This is a genomic window from Paenibacillus algorifonticola (assembly GCF_050481745.1).
In the GTDB taxonomy this organism is placed as follows: Bacteria; Bacillota; Bacilli; order Paenibacillales; family Paenibacillaceae; genus Pristimantibacillus; species Pristimantibacillus algorifonticola_A.
Map to the genome: position 1 here is coordinate 1 of NZ_JBCNGR010000017.1, position 19,059 is coordinate 19,059.

General features: G+C 51.2%; 16 protein-coding genes. 11 read left to right on the forward strand and 5 right to left on the reverse strand.

Going from position 1 to position 19,059, the window contains the following annotated elements:
• From ABEW34_RS16275 to ABEW34_RS16290, 4 genes are all read left to right on the forward strand, one after another.
• The coding region (locus ABEW34_RS16275) for a tandem-95 repeat protein (protein ID WP_430160229.1) at positions 1 to 3,451 on the forward strand (3,451 nt) is incomplete at its 5' end.
• A gap of 48 nt (positions 3,452 to 3,499) precedes the next feature.
• The gene (locus ABEW34_RS16280) at positions 3,500 to 4,024 is read left to right on the forward strand and encodes a phage tail protein (RefSeq protein ID WP_430160230.1); all 525 of its coding nucleotides are present in this window, start codon (positions 3,500 to 3,502) and stop codon (positions 4,022 to 4,024) included.
• Positions 4,025 to 4,064: 40 nt separating this feature from the next.
• Entirely contained in the window at positions 4,065 to 4,568 is a 504-nt protein-coding gene (locus ABEW34_RS16285) for a phage tail protein (protein WP_430160231.1), read from the forward strand.
• Between the two features lie 25 nt (positions 4,569 to 4,593).
• On the forward strand, positions 4,594 to 5,112 hold the full coding sequence (locus ABEW34_RS16290) for a phage tail protein (RefSeq protein WP_430160232.1): 519 nt from the start codon (positions 4,594 to 4,596) through the stop codon (positions 5,110 to 5,112).
• Between the two features lie 114 nt (positions 5,113 to 5,226).
• Here ABEW34_RS16290 and ABEW34_RS16295 read toward each other — a convergent pair whose 3' ends face one another.
• From ABEW34_RS16295 to ABEW34_RS16305, 3 genes are read right to left on the reverse strand one after another with little or no spacing between them, the layout of a single operon-like run.
• On the reverse strand, positions 5,227 to 5,769 hold the full coding sequence (locus ABEW34_RS16295) for a chromate transporter (protein WP_430160233.1): 543 nt from the start codon (positions 5,767 to 5,769) through the stop codon (positions 5,227 to 5,229).
• Between the two features lie 12 nt (positions 5,770 to 5,781).
• Complete coding sequence (locus ABEW34_RS16300) at positions 5,782 to 6,402, reverse strand: chromate transporter (protein WP_430160234.1); 621 nt, start codon at positions 6,400 to 6,402, stop codon at positions 5,782 to 5,784.
• Between the two features lie 3 nt (positions 6,403 to 6,405).
• Positions 6,406 to 6,888, reverse strand: a complete 483-nt coding sequence (locus tag ABEW34_RS16305; protein WP_056036576.1) for an Lrp/AsnC family transcriptional regulator — start codon at positions 6,886 to 6,888, stop codon at positions 6,406 to 6,408.
• A 227-nt stretch (positions 6,889 to 7,115) separates the two neighbouring features.
• Here ABEW34_RS16305 and ggt point away from each other — a divergent pair, with 227 nt between their 5' ends.
• From ggt to ABEW34_RS16335, 6 genes are all read left to right on the forward strand, one after another.
• Complete coding sequence (gene ggt, locus ABEW34_RS16310; protein ID WP_430160235.1) at positions 7,116 to 8,696, forward strand: gamma-glutamyltransferase; 1,581 nt, start codon at positions 7,116 to 7,118, stop codon at positions 8,694 to 8,696.
• A 197-nt stretch (positions 8,697 to 8,893) separates the two neighbouring features.
• The gene (locus ABEW34_RS16315) at positions 8,894 to 10,096 is read left to right on the forward strand and encodes an amidase (RefSeq protein ID WP_430160449.1); all 1,203 of its coding nucleotides are present in this window, start codon (positions 8,894 to 8,896) and stop codon (positions 10,094 to 10,096) included.
• On the forward strand, positions 10,093 to 10,971 hold the full coding sequence (locus tag ABEW34_RS16320) for a fumarylacetoacetate hydrolase family protein (protein WP_430160236.1): 879 nt from the start codon (positions 10,093 to 10,095) through the stop codon (positions 10,969 to 10,971). The genes ABEW34_RS16315 and ABEW34_RS16320 overlap by 4 nt, the downstream gene beginning before the upstream one ends.
• 286 nt (positions 10,972 to 11,257) lie before the next feature.
• Positions 11,258 to 13,312, forward strand: coding sequence for a CotH kinase family protein (locus tag ABEW34_RS16325; RefSeq protein ID WP_430160237.1), 2,055 nt, complete (start codon positions 11,258 to 11,260; stop codon positions 13,310 to 13,312).
• A 91-nt stretch (positions 13,313 to 13,403) separates the two neighbouring features.
• Complete coding sequence (locus ABEW34_RS16330) at positions 13,404 to 15,131, forward strand: helix-turn-helix domain-containing protein (protein WP_430160238.1); 1,728 nt, start codon at positions 13,404 to 13,406, stop codon at positions 15,129 to 15,131.
• Between the two features lie 114 nt (positions 15,132 to 15,245).
• Complete coding sequence (locus tag ABEW34_RS16335) at positions 15,246 to 16,241, forward strand: ABC transporter substrate-binding protein (RefSeq protein ID WP_430160239.1); 996 nt, start codon at positions 15,246 to 15,248, stop codon at positions 16,239 to 16,241.
• Between the two features lie 86 nt (positions 16,242 to 16,327).
• Here ABEW34_RS16335 and ABEW34_RS16340 read toward each other — a convergent pair whose 3' ends face one another.
• Together ABEW34_RS16340 and ABEW34_RS16345 are read right to left on the reverse strand one after the other, a co-directional pair.
• Entirely contained in the window at positions 16,328 to 17,251 is a 924-nt protein-coding gene (locus ABEW34_RS16340; RefSeq protein WP_430160240.1) for an L-lactate dehydrogenase, read from the reverse strand.
• A gap of 29 nt (positions 17,252 to 17,280) precedes the next feature.
• Entirely contained in the window at positions 17,281 to 18,102 is an 822-nt protein-coding gene (locus tag ABEW34_RS16345; RefSeq protein WP_430160241.1) for a formate/nitrite transporter family protein, read from the reverse strand.
• A 332-nt stretch (positions 18,103 to 18,434) separates the two neighbouring features.
• Here ABEW34_RS16345 and ABEW34_RS16350 point away from each other — a divergent pair, with 332 nt between their 5' ends.
• A complete protein-coding gene (locus ABEW34_RS16350) occupies positions 18,435 to 19,058 on the forward strand; it encodes a pectate lyase (protein WP_430160450.1) in 624 nt (207 codons plus the stop codon).
• The last annotated feature ends 1 nt before the right edge of the window (position 19,059 follow it).

The window sequence follows — 19,059 nt, forward strand, 5'->3', positions numbered from 1 at the left end:
GGTTAGTGATGGCAATGGCGGCACAGCAACGAGCACAATAAGTGTAACGGTTGTGAACGTCAATGTGGCTCCGACAACGTCGGACGATACGGCAACGACCGACGAGGATACCAATACGACGGGCCAGGTGATAGCAACGGATGCGGATGGCGACACGCTAACGTATTCGGTGTCGCAGCAGGCAGCCAGCGGAACGGCAACGGTCAATGCGTCAACGGGGGCATGGGAGTATGCTCCAGCTGCGGATTATTATGGCCAAGATGTATTCAAGATCGAGGTTAGCGACGGCAAAGGAGGCACGGCGACCAGCACCATTACCGTAACCGTGACGCCGGTGAATGATCCGCCGACAGCTGCGGATGATTCCGTAACGACTGATGAGGATACGTCGGTTATTGGACAAGTATCGGCACACGATGTAGAAGGCGATACGCTGACTTATTCCATTTTGCAGCAGGCCGCCCATGGAATCGCAACGGTGAATTCGTCGACCGGAGCGTGGGAATACACTCCGGACGCTAATTATTATGGTCAGGATATATTTAAAATTGAAGTAAGCGATGGACGCGGAGGCACGGTGGTCAGTACGATATCGGTTACTATTACCCCGGTAAATGACGCTCCCGAATTGACGGGTATTGCCGCAACTCCATTTGAGCTATTGGATACGGAGACGGAGCAACCCTTTACTGGCGTATCGATAACGGATGCGGATCCTGATCAGACGCTAACGGTCAGCATCGCACTGGATACTGCGGCAAAAGGTGAATTTACCGCTGCTTCCCTTCAGGCATCCGGCTTCAGTCTGGTTGGCAGTCAATATGAAGCAAGCGGAGAGGCTGATGCTCTGACGACAGCCATTCGCCAATTGGTATTTGCGCCAGAGGCAAACCGGGCTGCTCCGGGAACGACGGAGACCGTTGTTTTAACGGTGACGGTGGATGATGGGACAGCTGCCCCAGTGGTAGACAGTCAGACGTCCCTGATTGTGACATCGGTGAATGATGCTCCGACAGTAAGTGCGATTGCCAATCAAAGCATAAGCAGAAATACAGCTACACAGGCTCTAAGCTTTACCATTACGGATCCTGACGCAGAGCCGAGCGATTTTACAGTAACAGCTGAATCGAGCAATACTGCTCTTGTTCCGCTCAGCGGAATTACTCTAGCAGGCAGCGGCAAGCAGCGTACGGTTGCAGTGGAGCCGACTCAAGGAATGCAAGGCTCAGCTGCCATTACGATCCATGTATTGGACAGCAGTCTGGCGGAAGGTACATCCAGCTTTACGGTGACTGTGGGGAACACCAAGCCTGTTATAACGGCGATTGCTCCTCAGCAAATGGATGAGGACGATGTATTGAGCCTGACGCTGTCGGGGACGGATGAGGATCTGGATACGCTGACCTTTCTGGTGGATGCACAGGCGGAGCACGGCCAAGCGGTTATTGCCAACGGGAACCAGCTGACCTACACGCCGAATCAGGATTTTAAAGGGGATGACAGCTTTACAATAAAGGCCTTTGACGGGGTGGATGAATCCGATCCGGTTACGGTCCAGGTGACGGTCACGCCGGTGAATGACCGGCCGGTAGCTGAGAATGCAAGCTACTATGTAGAAAGTCTTGCATCTCTGACTCAAAAGCTGCAAGCAACAGACGCGGACGGAGATCCATTAACTTTCCGTATAATCACAACCGGTACAAAGTCCTCCAGCGTGACGATTATTAACGGCGATGAGTTTGTTTATGTGCCGAGTCCGAGTCAGCTAGGGACAGACAGCTTCACCTATGTAGCTTCGGACGGACAGGAGGATTCCGATCCAGCCGTTATTACAGTAAATATTACACCTTATGGAATTAGCGAATTAGGGGCGCTTTCGACCAGCACGGGCAGTCTGTCGCCTACATTCCACAAGGATACACTGAGCTACGAGCAAAATGTGGCTTATGCAGTTGAAGCAACGACGATTACAGCTGAAGCCTTTGATCCGCTTGCGACGGTAATGATAAACGGCCAATCGGCAGAAAATCCGGTTACAGTGCAGTTAAGTGTCGGTCTGAATGAAATTCCGGTCACGGTTACGGCGGCTGACTCAACAAAGCCGAGCCGTACTTATCTGGTGAAGGTGACCCGCGCCCAGCAAAGCTCAGGTTCAACTCCTTCAACAGGCACTTCCGTTCAAACGGGGACAGTGGTAGCGGGAACCGGAATTTCAGTATATGTAGACGGAGTGAAGCAAGAGCAGACGGCTACGGTGCAGACGTTCACCAGCAATCAACTGCGCTATGCGACAGTAACGCTCGACAACGACAAAATCATTAAAAAGCTGGAGTCCGAATCCAATCGCGAAGTCACGATTCCGTATACAGAAGCGGCAGATAGTGTGAACAGCTTATTGAATGGTCAACTGCTCAAGGTAATGACAGATAAAACGGCGACGCTTGAAATTCAAACGGCCTCAGCCTCTTATTTATTCCCTGCATCGCTTATCCCTGTTGATGCGATTGCCAAGGAGCTAGGAGCGCAGAACAGCTTAAAGGACATTATTTTCAGCATCACAATAGCAAAATCGGCAAAATCGGAGTCTGATCAAGTATATGCTGCGGCATCCGGCCAGGGCATGGAGATCGCCGCTTCGCCGTTGGAATTCCATATTACAGCTTCTTACAACGGAGAGCAGACGGCTGTCTCCACATTCAGCGGCTATATGCAAATGATGATTCCTATGCCGGAGGGCGCTGATGCGAGTCGTATTACGACAGGAGTCGTGCTGCATTCCGATGGACAGCTCTATCATGTGCCAACCAATATTACGAAGCTGAACGGAAAGTATTATGCAGTGATCAACAGCCTGACGAACAGTACGTACTCCGTCATCTGGCATCCGCGTGAAATGCAGGACCTGGCGCAGCATTGGAGCCGCGATGAGGTGAATGACCTGGCTTCCCGCATGGTTGTACAAGGGACAAGCGAGACGGCCTTCTCACCGGATGCTTCGATTACCCGCGCTGAATTTGCGGCGATTATCGTACGTGGTTTAGGCTTGCGTCCAGCGGCTCTACAAGGGCAAAGTAAATTTTCTGATGTACAGACTGGAAGCTGGTATGCCGGTTATGCGGAAACAGCTGCGGCTTATGGTCTTATTACCGGCTATGCTGACGGCACATTTGGCGCCCTAAAGACAATTACCCGCGAGGAAGCAATTGCGATTATCGCAAGAGCTGTAGCTTACACGAAGCTGAGCGCTTCGGGATCTTTGGATAAGCTGTCCGCTTTCAAGGACCTGAATGAAATCAGCAGTTGGGCGAAAGACGCTATGGCCGCTGCGGTTGAGCTTCAAATTGTGACGGGTAACTCCGGACAGCTGCATCCGCAGGACGACATTACCCGTGCGGAGGCTGCTGCACTCATTCGCAGACTGCTGCTGCAGGCTGATTTAATCAACGGGTAGGCTGCTAAACAATCAGCACAGAACAAATAAACCGAGGAGGAAATTAAAATGGCAGATTCTTATTTGGGCGAAATCAGGCTGTTTGTCGGCAAGTATGCGCCAATGGACTGGGAGATGTGCAATGGACAGACGATCCTAATTTCCCAAAACGAAGCCTTGTACAGCCTGATAGGGACAACATACGGAGGAAATGGGAAAACAACGTTTGCCCTCCCTGATTTCCGGGGACGAGTTCCGGTTCATATGGGCAAGAGTGCAGAGGGAAGCAATTATAATTTGAAGGATAAAGGCGGTGCTGAAACTGTACAGCTGACGGAGTCGCAGCTGCCAGCTCATACCCACCTGACACAAGCGCAGCGTGCTGCAGGCGAGGAATCATCGCCTGAAAACAATTTTTGGGCAGCGAGCACGGCTAAGCAATATTCGGGAGGAGAGGCACCTAATGCCACACTGGGTAACAGCAGTACTTTGTACTCTGTAGGAGGCAATCAACCCCACAACAATATGATGCCCTTTATGGCCTTGACCTATATTATTTGTACGAACGGCCTCTACCCGATCCAACAGTCTTAGGAGTAAACAAGGCGATAGTTATTCAAGAGGAGGAATACAAATGGGAGATTGGTTTCTTGGCGAAATTCGATTATTTGCAGTTGGCTACGCCCCCAAAGGCTGGGCTGCATGCAATGGACAAATGCTTAAAGTGACAGAAAACCAAGCATTATTCGCGATTATCGGAAATAAATTTGGAGGAGACGGCAAAGCCACATTTCAACTGCCAAATTTGCAGGGCAAGGCTGTCATACATCCAACCACTGATGCTGCCATTCCTGTGTATGCAACGGGCGGTTCCGAACAGCATGTCCTGACTATAAATGAGATTCCTGCCCATACCCATACGGTGTCGGCCAGCTCCGACAATGGAACAAAAGGCGCGGTGGCAGGTAATACATGGAGTGCAAGCAGCTTGAATGCCTTCAGCAAAACGGCAAGCGGAAACATGTCGTTCAACACCATCGGTATAACGGGAGCATCACAGGCTCATAACAATATGCAGCCCTATGCCGTTGCTAATTTTTGCATTGCCATAGAAGGGACTTTTCCACAGAGACAATAATAAAAAAAGAAAGCGGGGGTTTGATATGGACGCTTACCTTGGTGAAATACGTTTGTTTACAGGTGATTTTGCTCCGGCGGGCTGGGAATTTTGTCATGGCCAGCAGATACCTATATTAGGAAATCAAGCGTTATTCACAATAATAGGAGGTCAGTTTGGTTCAGACAAGACTAGTTATTTTAAGCTGCCTGATTTGCGCGGGCTTGTGCCGATGCATCATGGCACCGGAGATGGTCTGACAGCGAGGGAGTGCTATGAGACGGGCGGCAGCAGAACGGAAACGATACTCCAAAGTGAAATGCCGAATCATACCCACTCGATTAATGCCCAGACAGTAGCCAATACGACGGATGCCGTTAGCAGCATTTGGGCCAATCAACCGCGCGGCACTACAACATATGCATATAATGAATCGCCGAACACAACTATGCACCCTCTTGCCTTACAGGTAAGCGGAGGCTCCCAACCCCACAATAATATGCAGCCATTCGTGGCAATCAATTATATTATTTGCATGGAGGGTATCTATCCGCCTAAGCAATAAAAGTGGATTTGAAGATGGAGATAAAAAAGAAGCGGCCCTGCACAAACGCGTTGGCGAATGTGCGGGCCGCTTCTTTTTCATGATGAGTGACATAAAGGAGGCATGCTGCATCCTTTATGCCATCGTCTGCGACAGCACGATGCCGCCGTAAGCGAAGGCGACGCAGATGACGATCGCTGGATGAATCTTCTTGCGTTCCATCGCCCAGTAGGCGACAGCGGCAATAGCGAGCGTCTGCCAGAGGCCAGCGGATTGAACGGCTGTGTTTGCCATTTGCCAGGTGAGCAGCAGCATCATAATGGCGACAACGGGCTGAACGAGCAGCGTCATGCCTTTGACGATGGGAGACTGGCGATGCTTTTGCAGCAGCTTAAGCAGAAAAATCAGCGCCACAGCCGAAGGGATAATCGTTGCCGCAAGCGCGATCACCATGCCCGGAATACCGTATACGTCGTATCCAACGAACGCGGCGATTTTCGTAGCGATCGGTCCCGGAAGGGCATTGCCAAGCGCAAGTATGTTTGAAAATTCAGCATCGGTTGACCAGTGGTAACGGTCCACGACCTCATGATACATGAGCGGAATGGAGGCAGGGCCGCCGCCATAGCCTAAAATATTTGCGAGAAAAAAACCAATAATTAAATCCAACCAATCCATAGTGACTGCTCCTTATGCGCTCGCGCTCGTATTGTTGTCTTTATCGCGCCGGTTGTTTCTCCACGTCTTCACCCATGCGGCAGCCTTGAAATGCATCGCCCCATAGAGAAGGAAGGCGGCAATAACGACCGCATCCTGAATATTCACGACCTGCAGCAGCAGAAAAGCGAGCACACAGCTGATGAGCCCAGCTATCCAGCCCAGCCCCTTCACCGCACGGTTGCCGAACTCATATGCCATTACCCCAAGCATGACTGCAATAACGGGAATGACCGCAGCGATCATGCCCTGCACAACAGCGGAGCCGCTAAGAATTTGTACAGCGGACAGCAAGGCGATCATTGCGACGGCTGAAGGCAAAATATGAGCAAGCACAGCAGCGAGCGCGCCCAGCCAGCCTTGCAGCCGATAGCCGAGATAAGCGGCCATCTTGGTTGCAATGGGTCCAGGCAATGCGTTGGCCAGCGCCAAAATTTCGCCAAACTCCTCATCGTTAATCCAATCATAGCGAGTCACAGCCTCGTGCCGAATGAGAGGAATAACAGAGGGGCCGCCCCCAAAGCCGAAAATACCCGTTTTAAACATCGCCCAGGAAAGCTGTCCATATGCTTTGGTGCTCGTTGTCGTCTCCATTTTTTACAGCCTCATTCCCATTCTGCTTTTGTAGCGATTGATTAAAACCTGGCAATCAACGCTCATAATGCCGGGTAGCGGGTACAGTTTTTCTTTCAAAAATAACTCCATTTCCTGGTTGCTGGTGAACAGGCCATGCATATGCAGCTTGCTGGGGCCAGTCATGTGATACAGACTAGTCACGACGGGCTCCTCGGATAAGCGATCCGCTACTTCATGCAGAAATTTAGGCTCCACCTCGACATTGAAAAAAGCCGATACCGTCACGCCAATTTTCTCCGGATTGATGACGGCTGTGAAGCGCTCAATAACGCCTTGCTCCAGCAGGGTGTTGATTCTGGCTTGCACAGCAACGCGGGATAAACCGATATCCTTGGCTAAGTCAGTGTAAGATATCCTTCCGTTAATATGCAGGGCAGCGATGATTTTACGATCAATATCGTCAATGGCGTGCTCTGCCTGGGCGGGCGGCATTTTGGATTGCATATGAAAAGCTCCTTTTGCTCCGTTGAGCGTAAATGTCAAAACGTATGTGATAAGTTTTATTTGATTACGATATGAATAAATATATAACCAAATTCATTCCTTATCAATATGAAATTTGTCAATCGTGGGCAAAAAGAATTTTATAGTTGCCACTAGTCGAGCTCCCATGTTACTTTAATACTCAATAGATCATGTCAGATAACTTGACTTATAAAGGGTGGAATAGCATGAACAAGCCGATAACCGGCACGAAGGCCATGGTTGTAAGCCCCCATCATCTGGCTTCGGCAGCAGGGGCGCGGATATTAGAACAGGGCGGCAACGCCTTTGATGCCGCAATTGCGGTCAGTGCTTGTCTGGCTGTCGTCTATCCGCATATGACGGGACTTGGCGGCGACTCGTTTTGGCTCACATACGAACATAAGGAGCAGCAGGTGAGAGCCTATAATGCTAGCGGGCGATCTGGCAGTCTTGTAACGCGCGAAGCTTTTGCCGGCGAAGCTGCGATCCCGGTACGCGGACCGCGCAGCGCTATTACGGTTCCGGGCATGGTGGACGGCTGGCATGCCGTGCATAGCCAATATGGGCGTCTGCCTTTTGCACAGGTGCTAGACATGGCTATTGGATATGCGGAAGACGGCTTTCCGATGTCGCCGGATCAATATGAAAATACGGTGCAGCATGCGGACATGCTGGCACAATTTCCAGCTACAGCGGCGGTATACCTGCCGCAAGGACGCGCCGTTCAGGCGGGGGAGCGCTTTGTGCAGCGCGACCTCGCAGCGAGCCTTCGCGCTATCGCGGAGCAGGGGCGCGATGCTTTCTATAAAGGCGATATGGCGGAGCGGATCGCCGCTTATTTGCAGAGCAGCGGCGGGCTGCTGACCAAGGAGGATTTTGCCGAGCATGCAGGCGAATGGGTTGCGCCGCTTAAAGGCTCTTACCGTGGACATGACGTGTACCAGGTGCCGCCGAACTCGCAAGGCTTTGTGGCGCTGATGGCGCTGCAAATGTTGGAGAATTATGATCTGAAAAGTTATGGGCATGGCTCATATACGTATTATCACCTTATGATTGAGGCGCTTAAGCTCGGCTTCCGCGACCGCAATTTATTTTTGACGGACCCTGCTTTTGTGGAAATTCCGCTCGAACGCTTGCTGAGTCCTGCCTATGCGGCGGAGCTTGCAGCTTCTATTAAGCTTGCTGAGGCCCGCCCCATCGATACGAAGCCTGTTGGGAATGATACGGCCTATGCGGCGGTCGTGGATGAGGAGGGCAACGCGGTTTCCTTCATTCAGAGCTTGTATTTTGAGTTTGGTTCGGGCGTTGTTGCGGGGGATACAGGTATTTTGCTGCAAAATAGAGGGTCCTTCTTTTCGCTGGAGCCCCAGCACGTGAACCGCTTGGAGCCGCGCAAGCGGACTTTCCATACGCTGATGCCAGCTATGGCATGCCTGAACGGCAGGCCCAGCCATCTGTTCGGGACGCAGGGCGGCGAAGGGCAGCCCCAGACACAGGTGGCGATCCTTACGCGGATGATTGATTTTGGCATGAATCCGCAGCAGGCGGTGAATGAGCCGCGCTGGGTGTGGGGCCGCACATGGGGGGCGCAGACGCAGGAGCTGAAATTAGAGAGCCGCATAGCAGGCGAGGTTACGGAGCAGCTTGAGAAAGCCGGGCATGATGTTCGCCGCATGAAAGAGTTTGACGGCATTATGGGCCACGCCCATGCAATTACGATTAGCAAGGACGGCGTCATTTGCGGCGGAGCTGATCCGCGCAGCGATGGCGCGGCAATTGGCTGGTAAGCGGCTCGACTCGGAGAAGCATGCGGCAAAACATGCGGTAAAGAGTAAAGCAGACCGGGGACCGGGCTGTGATGGGCTGCCCGCTTTTTAGGTGCGATTGCAGAGTTGGTTGTAATCAATGATACCGAAATCGGCCTTATCGCTAGAACATAAGCGGAACAGGCTGGACAGGAGGGACAGCAATCATGCAGCATCAAATAAACGATGCATTTCATGCTTTTATAAAGCCGGAGCTTACACTTCCAGCTACTCATACAGGCAAACTAAATGGCCTCCGTTTTGCGGTTAAGGATGTGTTCGCGATTAAAGGGCATCAAAGCAGTGCGGGCAACCCCGACTGGCTGCGTACGCACGAAGCGGCGGAGGATACCGCCTCTTCCATTGTACGGCTGCTTGCCGCCGGAGCCGCTCTGACTGGGGCCGCGCATACCGATGAATTGATGTACAGCATCAATGGGCAGAACGCCCATTACGGTACGCCAATTAACCCGCTTGCGCCTGATCGCATACCGGGCGGCTCATCCAGCGGCTCCGCCGTAGCTGTTGCAGCGGGGGCAGTGGATTTTGCTCTCGGAACGGATACGGGCGGTTCGGTTCGCGTGCCCTCCGCCTATTGCGGCGTATATGGTTTTAGGCCGACGCATGGCGCAGTTGCGATGGATGGTGTCATACCTCTGGCTCCGAGCTTTGATACGGTAGGCTGGATGGCACGGGACAGCGCGCTGCTGCTGAAGGTTGGCGAGCTGCTGCTTGCTGCGGAGACGGCGGATGTAAAGCTCTTCAGCCGCTTGCTGATCGCAGAAGATGCATGGAGCAAAGCGGATTCTGCTAGCGCACTACAGCTGAGACCATTCGTTGCTCAACTGGAGGCCGTTATCGCAAATGCCGAGCAACTTATGCTTGCTCCTGAAGGACTGGAGCGGTGGCTGGAAGCGTTCCGCACTATTCAAGGGCTGGAAATTTGGCAGACGCATGGCGAGTGGATTACACGTGAGCAGCCTGCTTTTGGCCCGGGGATAGCGCAGCGATTTCACTGGGCAAGCACCTTGCGCAAAGAAGACAGCGAGAAAAAGGTAGAGGAACGGCGCAGCATTCGTGCCAAGCTGCGAGAGCTGCTCGGAACAAATAGCTTGCTCGTTATTCCAACCATTCCTGGAACGGCGCCGGACCGCGACATTAGTGGAGAAGCGGCAGACAAGCAGCGCGCCCTAACGATGCAGCTATGCTGTATAGCAGGGCTGTCAGGCTTGCCGCAGGTAACGCTTCCGGTTGGCGAGGTGGATGGGGCGCCAATCGGTTTATCCATTATTGCAGGGGCAGGGCAGGATTTGAAGCTGCTGCGATGGGTAACGCAGCATGCGGAATTATGGGAGCGAAGGGGAGGCGGCAACATAAAATGAAGCTGGTGACGATCCATTACGAGGGTGTAGAGCAAGCGTGCATCAACATTGACGATCGCTTTGTGCTGCTTCATACAATTAATCAATTGGAGCAGACGGATTGGCCTATTAACGTATTTGACCTGCTGCAAAAAGGTCGGCTGGACGAGTTGACGGCATGGTATAACGAGAGCGGTCGTGAAAAGCTCGGAGCGATGGCATTTGTGCCAGACGAAGCGATGACAACTGCGCCATTATATCGCCATCCACGAAAAATTTGGGGTATCGGCATGAATTATGTGAAGGAAGCGGCTGAGCGTGAGATACTATTCGCTGAAGCTGATCCGGTCAGCTTTATGAAGCCGGATACGTCGCTTATCGGTCCAAATACGGCAATTGAGCTGCCTGCCCAGCAGACGGAGCATGTGACGGCGGAGGCTGAGCTAGCGATGATTATCGGACGTACATGCAAAAATGTAACCGAAGTCGAAGCGATGGGCTGCGTAGCGGGTTTTGCCGTATCAGTCGACGTAACGGCTGCGGATATTCATGCCAAGCATCAGCGTTTCCTGACGCGTGCCAAAAGCTTCGATACCTTTTTTGGCTTCGGCTCGGAGCTGATTACGCGCGATGAAATCGCGGACTTGTCCCAACTGGCAGTGGAAACCTGGCATAATGGCGAGCTTGCCCATCGCAATGTGATGGCTAACATGATTTATCAGCCGGCGTTCCTCGTCGCTTTTCATTCGCAGGTCATGACGCTGCTGCCAGGCGATGTGATTTTGACAGGGACGCCTGGCGCAGCCGTCATTCGCGATGGCGACGTCATCGAGGCGCGCATTGCCGGCTTTGAGCCGCTGCTGCATCCAGTGAAAGCGGGTGCGCCGCTCATTTGACCTGGCTCAGCTGGGCCAGCTTAGGCCCGTCCTGTGAGCTGAATAGGTTGTGTCAGTCCTAAGAACTCAAGCAGAGTGGCTGCTTGAGTTTTTCTTTTTTTACGAGTAGCCGCTGGTCATTTGGAGGCTGGCTTATGCGCCTCCTCCCACTCTACTTCCTCCCTCCTTCGCCGCGTACAAGCAACTTTCAGCAAACCTTCAATTTCACCTAAGATTTACTTAATCTTCATACTTTAGCCTTAAGACTGGAATTAAAATCTGGTTTGAAGGAGGAGTCATCCAAATTATGAATTTGAAAAAGATGTGGAAGAAGATTGCGGTTACGGCTCTGTCATTAACGATTGCCGTATCGGGTTTTGGAGCAATCGGCAGCAGGTCGGTGGTTTATGCTGCGGAGACGGGCATTGCGCAAAAATATGAGTCTCTATTTGAAGGGGACAAAATCATTAATGTGAACGTGACGATCGCGGACGACGATTGGGAAAGCATTTTGGCCAGCCCCTTGGATAAGGAGTACAAAAAGGTAACGGTAGACGTTGACGGCAATGTGCTGAGCAACGTAGGCTTTTCGACCAAAGGCAATTTGACCTTGAAGGCCGTAGCCAGCATGACGGATTCCGACCGCTACAGCTTTCGCTTGAAATTCGACAAATACGATAAAGAACAAACGTTGCTCGGACTGGATAAAATGGTGCTGAACAACAGCTACGCAGATCCTTCTTTTTTACGTGAATATTTGCATTACGAAGCTTTGCGCTCAATCGGGCTGGATGCCCCGCTGACCGTGTTTACGAACCTGTATATCAATGGTGAATTGTATGGCTTTTATGTAGGTGCTGAAGCTATTGATGACAGCTATATGGAAAGAAATTATGGCGAAGATTACAACGATGGCGTGCTCTACGATACGGACGAGAAAAGCTATCTGCAATATGAGGAAGACGGCAGCTATGAGACGCTGACGTATGAGCTTGGCACAGAGGATGACAAAGCATCGTTGAAAAATTTTATTAGCGTGCTGAATGACATGCCTGCTGGCGAGAAAGGGAATATCGAGGACGTACTCGATGTAGACTCGGCCCTGAAATACATTGCGGGCAACGCTGTACTGGGCAACTACGACAGCTATAATGGCGATAAGGGCCATAACTACATGCTGTATGGCGATGCAGATGGAAAATTCAGTGTCCTGCCATGGGATTTCAATATGTCGTTTAACGGCTATTCTGGTGGCGGAGGTGGGGCCGGTCGCAATGCGGCAGCAGCGGGAACTGCGACCACAACTACGACATCCACGGCAACAACGACGTCCACGACGACGACGGCAGCTACCAATACAAATGCGACAACCGCCTCGGTTGATGTGCCGGTCATGGGAATCAGCATGGACAGCGTCCCCATGATAGGGAATTTGCTGGAAGTGCCGGAGTATAAGGCCAAATATTTGACCTATGTAAATGAACTGGTGGAGTATCTGGGCGGAATCGAGGATCGCATTACCGAGCTGGCTGATATTATTCGGCCAAGTGTCACGGCTGATCCGACTAAATTTTATACGGTGGAGCAGTTTGAATCCAATGTAGCTTATTCCGCTACAGGCGATGCAACTGGCGGCATGCAAGGCGGCGGAGCAATGGAAGGCATGACGCCTCCTGATGATGCGGGTATGACGCCGCCGACGATGCCGGATGGCACGAATGCAACAAGACCGGACAATACAGGAACCGCGACAGGAAGCAGCAGTGATGCGGCTTCGACGGATGCTGCCGCAGGCAATGGCACAGCAACTGGACAAGCTGCTGCTGGACAAGGTCCAGGCCAAGGAGCAGGCCAAGGGCAAGGCGGCCAAGGGATGGGCACGATGGCGGCTGGGTCGCTGATGACTTTTGCGCTCAACAGGCTGGCTAGCTTGCAAGAGCAGCTGGGGCTGGCGGTAACACCATTGCCTACAACAACGAAGACAACGACTCCAACTACAGCAGTAGGAGCTATATCTGTCCTTTTAAATGGCAGCAAAGTGAGCTTCGACAATCAGGAGCCAATTAATCAATCGGGGCGGGTGCTCGTTCCGCTTCGCGGCATCTTCGAAGCCTTTGGCGCTGAGGTGAAATGGGATGCAGCTACGAAAAAAATTACAGCGGTCAAGGATGACCGCACGGTTACGCTCACGATTGGCAGCACGACGGCCTATGTGAATGGAACAGCGGTTACGCTGGATGTTCCCGCTTCGGTGGTGAACGGCCGGACGCTCGTGCCAGTGAGATTCATTTCCGAAGGGCTGGATATGGATGCGGCTTGGGATGCGGCAACGGCGACGGTGAAGATTACGAGCAAAAGCTAGCCTAATTTCTCAAAATTCCTACTAGAACCGACATTCTCTTATGAGTGAGATGTCGGTTCTTTGCTGTTGCAGGAGGAGAGGATCGTTTATAATGGACGGTAATACACAAGCTAAGATGCAGTTAATGTCAAAATACGAAGAGGCTGAACAGATGAATGGCGTCCTGGGAGAGGGCATGGAGCATACAGGGAACGAACTGTTCGTTTTTCATAAATTCGTGGCGGAATGTGAGCTTTGGGAAGCGGAATCGCGCCGTCTCACTTCCTATGTAATATTAGTCATTATGGAAGGGCAAGGCATGCTGGAAGCCAATGGCGGCATCGTTCAGGTGACAAAAGGACATATGCTTCTGGCTCCGCCAGGCAGCTACGTCCAGCTATCCCCGGTCCCACATGACCGCTTTATTTATGCCGAGGTTCAGTTTGAGGTATACAGCCCAGTTCAGCGTGAGGGAGCGCTGGAACCTCAATCCATACAGAAGCTGCCAAATTGGGGTATGGTCCGGCCTGGAGAAGCAGCCATACTATTCATGGAATCCTTTGATCTATTCAAGCTGCAAATCAACAAAATGGCTGAATACAGCAATCGTACAAGTCGTGGCGCTAGGTACCGGCTGCAAGCAGTTTTTCATGAAATGCTGGAGAGTATGGTGGAAGAGGGCAGGCAAGTTCCTATTACAAGTGACCTTAGATACAGGATGGATCAGATCATTCATTATATGCAGCTTCACTATAAGGACGAGCTTACTCTAGATGCCATGGCAGGAATGAGCAGGTTGAGCAAGGTTCATTTCTCCCGCCTATTCAAGCGAAAAATGGGGACCAGCCCGCTGGAATACTTGACTACCCTCCGGATCAATCGCAGCAAAGAATTGCTGCTGCAGGCAGCGGGCTCTATGAAAAATATTGCCAACGAAGCCGGATATCGCGATGAGCTGTATTTTAGCCGTATTTTTAAAAAAAGGACGGGGCTGACGCCGACGCAATATGCGGCGCAACCGCCGAAACGGCTGGCTGCGGCTTGGAGCTCCATTGCCTATTATTTATTTGCGCTTGAGCTTGATCCCTGCTTAGTACAGGAAGATCCTTATTTATGCCATCCTAATGAGCTGAATTGGAACAGATCGACACGTCTAGATAATAACAGCTCCTGGCAAGAGAAATGGCTAGCGTTTCAACAGGTAAAGCCGGACGTTATTTTATGCTACGAGTTTCAGGTTGGCTGGCAAGAGAAGCTGAGGTCCATCGCGCCTGTTATTCAAATTCCATGGTTTCATAGCCATTTGTTGAAACGGCTTGCTTTTATAGCCCAATTAACGAACCGCCAGTTGCAGGCTGAAGCATGGCTGCGCCGATATGCAGAAAGTGCCGAAGAAGGGCGTATTCAAATTGCCAACACGGTCAGCGAAAAGGAAACGTTCACCCTGCTGATGCTTTATGGTGGAGATGTGCTGCGTGTTTATGGCGGCCAAAATGTAGGGCATGTCTTTTATCATGCGCTTAAGCTGAGGCCTGTGGCCTCAATTGCTGCCCAAATGAGCCAGGATGCCGATTTCGGCTTTGTCGAGTTGAGTGGAGAAGCGTGGCGGGAGTACGATGCAGACTGGATGATCGTCTTTATGAAACAGGATTCTGGGGCTGCCGCTATCCGCTGGGAACAGCTGCAGCAGACGAAGGAATGGACCAGTCTGCAAGCCGTGCAAACGGGGCGGGTACGGATATTGGATGCCGATTTATTTTTGCTTTATGATCCGCTTGCTATTGAAAAGCAGCTTGGAAGAGCAGTAGATGCTCTCATGTCCCCTCTTTCTTTAGCATGATCACATTGTCCATATCAATAGGGCCGATAAGAAAGCAATGTCCATTGAGTCCTAGAAGGAGTCGTGCTAAGCTAATGGCTGATAATTATTATCAGTTGAAAAGGGGAAGCCAGCATGCGTTTTACTAACAAGGGGTTAATGATAGCCGCAACAATTGTAATGATGGGGATATGTCTTATGGCCTGTGGAGGAACGAAGCAAGAAGAAAGCACTGCAGCAAGCCAAGCTCCTGCGGCTGATCCATCTGCAGCGACAGGAGCTGAAACGGGCGGCAAGGCGGCTTCCAATGAAGAGCGGACACTTAAGGATGCAGCTGGACATGAAGTGAAGGTGCCGGGAAATCCGCAAAGAGTGCTGGCATTATTTTTGGAAGACCCGATGATGGCTTTGGGAACCAAGCCGGTTGCCCAGTGGGGAATCGGCAAGGAGCCGCAGCAATATTTGCAATCTTGGCTGCAGGACACGCCAGTGCTGGATTTGACGAATGGTTTGACGCCTGAACTTGCGCTAGGCTACGATCCTGACTTGATTGTGTTTACATCAGAGTCTTGGATTAAGAACGGAACTTATGAGGATTACGCAAAAATTGCCCCAACCTTTATCCTATCGTCAGACGATCAGAGCTGGAGGGATAATCTGATTGCACTGGGGGATGTACTGAACAATCCGAGTGCCGTTCAGGAGGCGCTTTCGAAATACGACCAGAAATTGGGGGAAGCTAAAGCCCAGTTGGCCGCTGATTTTCAAGGGAAGACGGCAGCTATTCTTTTGCCGCAAGGTGATAAATCATTTAAATTGTTTTCTGGAAGCTTCTACAGCGCGGGCCTGCTTTACGGGGAATTAGGTTTTAAGCAGCCCCAAATAGCCACAGATGAGGATTTTGGAGATTATAGCATAGAGAAGCTCGGGGAAATGGGTGATGTGGACTACATTTTCGTGCTTTCCGGCGAGGGTAGGCCAAAGACGCCAACCGATAATGTTCTATGGAAATCGCTTCCCGCATTTAAGGCGGGCCATATATTTGAGGTAGATTCAGGTCATTGGTTCAATTCCAATGCCGTTGCCAACCAACTCATTATAGATGACGTTTTAAAATCGTTAATCAAATAACAGTTAGGCTTGCTTATAGAAAAGGAAAGAACCTGCTGAACTACATTCGGCAGGTTCTTTCCATATTCCCTATTCCAACGCATTCCTTACGCCATCTCATCCCGAATCGACTCAATCAAGCCTTTCAGCTTGTTCGCCGACTTCTGGAACAGCGCCGTTTCTTCGTCGGACAGCGTCAGCTCCAGAACGTTGCGGATACCGCTGCGGTCGACGACACATGGAACGCCGATGTACACATCGGATACGCCAAGGTAGTTGTCGAGCAGGGTGGATACGTTCAGCACAGCGCCTTCATCCTGCAGAATCGCGGTACAGATGCGATCCAGTGCCAGAGCGATGGCGTAATACGTCGCGCCTTTCGCTTCGATAATTTGGTAAGCGGCATCGCGCGTGCCGGTGAAGATCCGGTCCTTCTGCTCGTCGTTCAGCCCAAGCTCCGTACCTGCGACGTTCGACAGGCTCCATACCGGCAGCTCCGAATCGCCATGCTCCCCGATAATCGGCGCGTGGACGCTGCGCGGATCAATGTTCAGCTCTTCGCCAATCAGATAGCGGAAGCGCGCACTGTCGAGCAGCGTGCCTGAACCAATGACGCGGTTAACGGGCCAGCGCGATTTTCGCAAGGAGAAGTAGCTCATGACGTCCACTGGGTTCGAAGCTATCAGCAAAATGCCATCGTCATTATATTTCAAGACCTCTTCAATAATTTGGTCGAAAATCGCCACGTTGCGCTTCAGCAGCTGAATGCGCTCTTCGCCCGGACGCTGTGCCACACCCGCCGTAATAATAATAATGTCCGCGCCTTTGCAGTCCTCGTATGTGCCTGCCCATACCTTCGTGCCGCCAAGGAATGGCATGCCGTGGTTCATGTCGAGCGCATCGCCGATCGCTTTTTTCTCATTGGCATCAATGAGCACCAGCTCATCCATGCGATTGCGAAGCAGCAGGGTATAAGCGGTTGTCGAGCCTACGGCCCCGGCGCCAATGACAACAATTCTTGATTTTTTCATATTCGATCTCTCCCTGTCTAGTGATGTAATTACTCCTGCAATTCCTTCTGTCCTTGCTCTTGCGTGTGATCCTCTTTGTCGAAATAAGGCTTGTTCACGAAATAATACATATATGCCATTAATACGCCGCCGCCAATCAGATTGCCGAGTGTGACAGGCACTAGATTATGAATGACGCCGCCGTAAGTAATCGTGTCGGGATGGTCGACGACTAGTGCAATAGCGAAGGTGCACATGTTGGCAATGCTATGCTCGTAGCCCGAAATAAAGAAGCAGAAGACGAACAGCATCATCGAAAACATTTTTGCCCCGTCATGCTTCATGCCCATCGGAATGAAAAAGGCGAGACAGACAAGCCAGTTACATAAAATCGCCCGGAAAAACAGCTCCATCGACGACGTATGCATTTTCGCTTCGACGACACTGAGCAGGAACGTATTGACCTTCTCGCTGTCGAACAGTCCGGTTGTCATAATGAGCAGGGCGAACACGGCAGCGCCGAGCAGGTTGCCAGCGTAGCTGGTCAGCCACATTTTGATAGCGTCGGTCCATTTGAGCTTGCGCCGGAGCGCGGTAAACGAGTAATAAAACGTATTGCCGGTAAACAGGTCGCCGCCGCCGTATGCGATGAGAATAATCGCAGCTCCGAACGTTAGCGCAGCCATCGGATAAGCGAGTGGAGAATGCTCGGCATAAAAAAAGTTACCCGTCTTAAAGGCGACAATAACGCCAAAGCCGATGAACATGCTGGCGAGCATGGACCTGGAAATATATCGAATGCGGCTTTGCTTAAAAATCATATGCTTCTTCTGTGCGAGCTGCTCGACTTTCCCTAGCGCTTCTGTTTCCATGAGCAATCACTCCTCTTGCTGCTTACTGAGGTTAGAATAACACAGGGAGGCGCAAACGATTGTGACATTCATCACAGGAAACCGCGAAAATTGTTACAGAATAAGGGATTTTGGGCCAATTGGACAACTGCTGAGCTAATGATTATTCCTGTAATGGCAAAAATTAGGTAATCTTCTATGTAGATGCAAACGGAGGTGCACATCTATTTGCATAAATTATTGAGGCATTAAAGGATGAGGCTTCACCACAACCAAATTAAATGGAATAAAGGAGAGTTTATTCGATGAAAAATTGGATTGGTGCTCTATTATCTTTGGCCCTTATTATTGCAATGGCTGGTGTGCAGCCTGCCCCTGTATCAGCGGCAGAAGTTGTAAACGCTACCATTATTGTTCCTAAAAATACGACCTACGACGGCAAAGGCAAAGTTTTTGTAGCGAACCCGAGTACGTTAGGGGATGGCAGCCAGGCTGAGAACCAGAAGCCGGTATTCCGTCTGGAAGCAGGCGCAACGCTGAAAAATGTTATTATCGGCGCTCCTGCTGCCGACGGCGTTCACTGTTATGGCAGCTGCAATATTGAGAATGTGACTTGGCAGGATGTAGGCGAGGACGCTTTGACTCTAAAATCTTCCGGCACCGTTAATATTACAGGCGGAGGCGCATACAAAGCCTATGACAAAGTGTTCCAAATGAATGCATCCGGCACGATCAATATTAAAAATTTCAAGGCCAATGACATCGGCAAGCTCGTTCGTCAAAATGGCGGCACCTCTTATTCGGTCTCCATGAATGTTTCAAATAGCGATATTTCCAAGGTGAAGGATTCCATTTTGCGAACAGACAGCAGCTCCACAACGGGCAAAATAACCAACACGCGCTATTCTGGCGTGCCGACGCTGTTCAAAGGTTTTGCATCCGGCAAAACCAGCCAATCCGGAAACACGGCTTATTAGG